The sequence below is a fragment of the Mesorhizobium sp. M7A.F.Ca.AU.002.02.1.1 genome (genome assembly GCF_003998535.1).
Classification (GTDB): Bacteria; Pseudomonadota; Alphaproteobacteria; order Rhizobiales; family Rhizobiaceae; genus Mesorhizobium; species Mesorhizobium ciceri.
This window is the reverse complement of sequence record NZ_RZPB01000554.1, coordinates 1-4,109: the sequence shown is the minus strand read 5'-3', so window position 1 is coordinate 4,109 and position 4,109 is coordinate 1. Positions and strand designations below refer to the sequence as shown.

General features: G+C 61.4%; 5 protein-coding genes and 1 pseudogene. 2 read left to right on the top strand and 4 right to left on the bottom strand.

Annotated elements, in window-relative coordinates; genetic code table 11:
* The 3 genes and pseudogenes from EN879_RS26555 to EN879_RS26545 form a co-directional block, all read right to left on the bottom strand.
* Positions 1 to 260: pseudogene (locus EN879_RS26555) on the bottom strand (PTS sorbitol transporter subunit IIB); the annotation flags it as partial.
* Between the two features lie 16 nt (positions 261 to 276).
* Positions 277 to 1,038 (bottom strand): PTS glucitol/sorbitol transporter subunit IIC, encoded by a 762-nt coding sequence (locus EN879_RS26550; RefSeq protein ID WP_013529328.1) that lies wholly within the window; start codon positions 1,036 to 1,038, stop codon positions 277 to 279.
* A gap of 88 nt (positions 1,039 to 1,126) precedes the next feature.
* On the bottom strand, positions 1,127 to 1,564 hold the full coding sequence (locus EN879_RS26545; protein ID WP_013529327.1) for a transcriptional regulator GutM: 438 nt from the start codon (positions 1,562 to 1,564) through the stop codon (positions 1,127 to 1,129).
* A gap of 196 nt (positions 1,565 to 1,760) precedes the next feature.
* Here EN879_RS26545 and EN879_RS26540 point away from each other — a divergent pair, with 196 nt between their 5' ends.
* Both EN879_RS26540 and EN879_RS26535 read left to right on the top strand, forming a co-directional pair.
* Positions 1,761 to 2,402, top strand: a complete 642-nt coding sequence (locus EN879_RS26540) for a hypothetical protein (protein WP_063169124.1) — start codon at positions 1,761 to 1,763, stop codon at positions 2,400 to 2,402.
* A 94-nt stretch (positions 2,403 to 2,496) separates the two neighbouring features.
* Positions 2,497 to 3,171, top strand: coding sequence for an HAD family phosphatase (locus EN879_RS26535; RefSeq protein WP_024503715.1), 675 nt, complete (start codon positions 2,497 to 2,499; stop codon positions 3,169 to 3,171).
* Here the strand turns inward: EN879_RS26535 and EN879_RS26530 are convergent.
* A partial coding sequence (locus tag EN879_RS26530) for a DUF930 domain-containing protein (RefSeq protein WP_127274340.1) occupies positions 3,168 to 4,109 on the bottom strand: 942 nt, incomplete at its 5' end. The two genes, EN879_RS26535 and EN879_RS26530, sit on opposite strands and share 4 nt — an antisense overlap.

The following is a 4,109-nucleotide window of genomic DNA, read 5'->3' as shown; positions in this document are numbered from 1 at the left end:
TTGCGCGGATAGACGCTGCATCGTGCGGTGCCGCCGCAATCGACGACGACAACCGCCATCTCGCTTTCGATCGGCGGTGCCCTGAAGCCGTCGACGGCCTCGGCGCCGGTCATGTCGGCGATGAGCTGCGCCACCGGGTGAATGCCCCCACCGGTGCCGGAAACCACCTTGCTGCGCTGTTCGGTCGGCTCGATGATGAGCGGGCCACCCCAGCCGGTTTTGCCCTGGGAGATTTTTACGGCTTTATATGTCTTGGCCATGATGTCCTCCCCGCCCTTACAGCTCGACGCCTTGGCGGCGTGCCATGATCGCGGTGATGCGTTCGGTCAGCATGCCCTTGAGCAGGATGACGACGAGGCCGACGATGGCGTACCAGATCGCCACCTTGACGTGGTAGCCGGCGACGACGACGCCCTTCTTTTCCAGCTCCAGCAGCGCGACGAGAATGCCACCCCAGACGAAATACTCGCCGGGATTGATGTGCGGGAACAGGCCGAGCGGCGGGTGCACATAGGACACGGCCGCGTCATAGAAGGCTGGCTTGTGCTTTTCTTCCAGGAACGATCCGAACGTATAGGCCATCGGATTGGTGAGGAAGAACACCGCCAGCAGCGGCAAAAGCGTGTAGCGCGTCAGCGCGATCCGGCCGGCGCCGCGCGCCAGGCCATGCACGCGCTCTTCACCGACCAGTTCGGTGACGGCATAGAAGGCCGTCATCAGCACGACCAGCGTCGGAATGATGCCGGTGACGAAGCCGGCGAAGACCTCGCCGCCCTTCTGGAAGATGCCGATGAAGTACTTGCCGATGGCGGTCAGCCAGCCGAGCTGCTCTTCCTGCTGGACGTCCTTCAGCTTTTCCTTGAACTGATCGACGGTGATCGGTCCGCTGTCCGCTTGTGCGAGGACAACGAGATGGTCGGAGGCATGCTCGACAGCGAGCTTGCCATGCAATGCGGCATCCGAAACCATGGCACCTGCGACATGCAGATTGTGCACGGCCATGTCGGCATGCTGCGCCAACAACGAAAATACAGACATTTCTCCTCCTTATGCCACCCGCCGGTTGATCCCAGTCGGTGCGCGGCGTCCTCTATCCCTTTGATTTAGAGCCCGAAATCATCCGGCTCTAAGCCCTTGCTACGTTCAAACCGGACAGGCCCGGCTTCTTCCCCGGCTCCGACCGTGTCTTGTCGATCTGCTCGATCGCCCGTTTCACGGCCTCGGCCACACCGGGTTCCCCCTCCCCCATGATTGCAGGGTTGGACCGGAGTCGATCGAGGGGAACACCCTCGAATTCTTCATGTCTCTTGAACTTGGTGAAGACGGAACGGCCGCTCATCACCATCAGGCGGCGCACGACCAGATCGGGCGTCACCACCACGAGCGCGATGGTGCCCTTGGCCAACCGGCCGCGAAAATTGCCGGCTCCGACGAAGCCGTCCTTGTACTGGTCGGTGACGCCCCTGAAGACATCCGAATAATGCCGCATCTGCAGCCAGACGCCGAGCGACTGCAGCGCCCACACGATAACCAGCAGAAGCAGTCCCCACTGCCAAATCGCCATTCGGTTCTCCTCCCGAAGCCTCAGTTGAATCGCACCTTGGACCGGCGCGTGACAACAGCAAAGTGAGAACATTTGTTTCCGAGAATGTCAATATGTATGATATTGGCCTCTGAAGCGGTCATCCACAGGGCCGCTGACAGATTTCGGCGGCGGCGCGCTTGTGCTAGGCTGACCGGGAAACAGGATACGAGGAAACATGGACCTGCCCTTCAGGGACGAACTGGCCTTGATGCCCGATCTTCGCCATCGGCTGCGGCAGTTGCGCTGGTTCCGCGCCACCTTTCGCGGCAGCGCCAAGGTGGTCTCGGACACGTTCGGCGTGCGCTTCGAGATCGACGAGGCCAAGCTCACCAGGGCCTTTCTCGACTGGGTCGAGATCATGGAGGGGCAGAAGCGCTTCGCCGCGATCGACCGCGCCGACTTCATCGTCTTTGCCGCCGGCCTCGTGCTGCGTGAGCTGATAAAACAGGCGCCGGCCAGGGAAATCTCCGGCCTCACGCAGCTGATCGAGACGGAAACGAACGCCGGCACGCTGGAAATCGTCCGCTTCTGGCCGGAGGGTTTCCTCTACACCAACTACTGCGTCTCGGTGATTTCGGCGATCCACGAGCAGGAATTCGGCACGACACCCGGGATCGACAAATGCGCCGACGATTTGCGCACCTGGTGGTCCTATCGCGAGAATGTGACCGAGATGCCGGCCTATGCGGTGGCTTTCCTCGACCGCTTTCTCGGCGCCGAACCGAACTGGATCACCCCGGATCGCGCGCAGTCCCGGCAAGCCATGCAACGGGCGCTCGTGTCTTCCCGTGCGAGCGATGCGTTGCGCCAGCTTTGAGCCCGCTCTTCGCGCCCCCAAAACCGCACGTGCTATTGAACATTTGACTTTTTGCCGATAGCGATGTGCGAAAATTGACTCGAGAGGGAAACGCGTGGCGCGACCAAGGCCTATTATTTTCGATTGCGACGGCGTTCTTGTCGACAGCGAGCCTCTGGCCGCCCGCGCCTATGAGCGCGTCTACGAAAAGCACGGCATGCCCGGCGTCAACACCAGCGTCATCGCCCAATGCATCGGCATGAAGCAGTCCGATATCATCGCCAGGATCAAAGATTTGACCGGCCACCAGTTTCCGGCGGCGGCGGACGGCGACATCTGGGCCGAGACCAAGGTGCTGTTCTCGCAGGAATTGAAGCCGACACCGGGAATCACTGCCTTTCTGGAGGCGCTTGCAGGCGACCGCTGTGTCGCCTCGTCCTCCTCCGTCGAGCGCATAAACCACAGCCTTGCGGTGACCGGGCTGGCGCGTTTCTTCGGCGATGCGATCTACAGTTCCTCGATGGTCAAGAACGGCAAACCCGCGCCGGACATCTTCCTCTTCGCGGCGGACAAGATCGGCGCCAATCCCGTTGACTGCATCGTCATCGAGGACTCGCCCTTCGGCATCCAGGGCGCGATCGCCGCCGGCATGACGGCGATCGGCTACACCGGTGGCGGCCATACCTATGCCGAGCACGCCGCGCGGCTGACGGCTGCCGGTGCCGATTTCGTCTGCGCCGACTGGCAAGAAGTTAGCCGGCAATTGGCTAGGTTTGGTGTGCCGGCCTAGTTTAGACGATACTTTGTGAATCCACGGCTGGACCATTCGCCAGGCGGCACGAGGGAGCCCACACGGAAGTTGAAGGACAGGGCCCTCGTCGCATCGGCGTCGACTTCGCATCGGAAATTTAGGTTGTACCAAGCGTTTCTGGTGCTGAAGGCGGCCTGCGGAGGATTGAGAACATTGCCTTTGTCCAGCGTAATGGTTGGCACCCATTTGACCGTATAGTCGGCACTTTGCAGTTCCCGGCTCAGAACGTTGCCGCAAAGGGTGGCCACCCGCTGACCGCGCGGCACATTCTCCATGGAGCTTGTAGCGAACGCATTGCCGGTTGCCCCTTGCGAGTAAAGCTTTCTGACGCCCGGAAGGCCGGAATAGATTGGTGATCCTGCAACGTCGTCGTTGGTGGGATTTGACCTTCCAGCATTCCCGATCGGCGCTTTGAAAGCTCTTGCGGGTTTGAACGTCATTGTCTTGGCAGGTTTGGACTTTGCCTTTCCAGTCGAAGCTGGAGGCGCCGGCTTGTCACCGGTCTCAGCCGTCAATGGCTTTGGCGTCACGACGGCTTGCTTTTCGTCAGGTTGCGGTGCGAGTTCTTGTTTGTCCGGCTGCTGTTTGTCGGTGTCCTCGGTCGCCTGCTTTTCCTCGCTTTGCGCGGGCTTTTCGTCCGGCGCAACGGTGGCCGGCTTCTCGTCAGGCTTGCTGGGGTCTGCCTTCTGCTGTGGCGTTGCAGCCGGGGCGGGCTCCGTCGGCACGGGTGTCGGCGCGACAGGCGGCTTTGCAGCCTCATCCTTGGCCGGCGACGGCGTGTTGGGTTTAGCGCTGCTTCCGTCGAGCGATTTCTCCGGCCCGGTATCTTTCTGGCCGTACTGGAAAACGCGCTTCAGCACCTGGTCGTCTGGCGGTTTCGGCGGCGGCGGCTTTTGTTCCGGCGGCTTTTCAGCCTT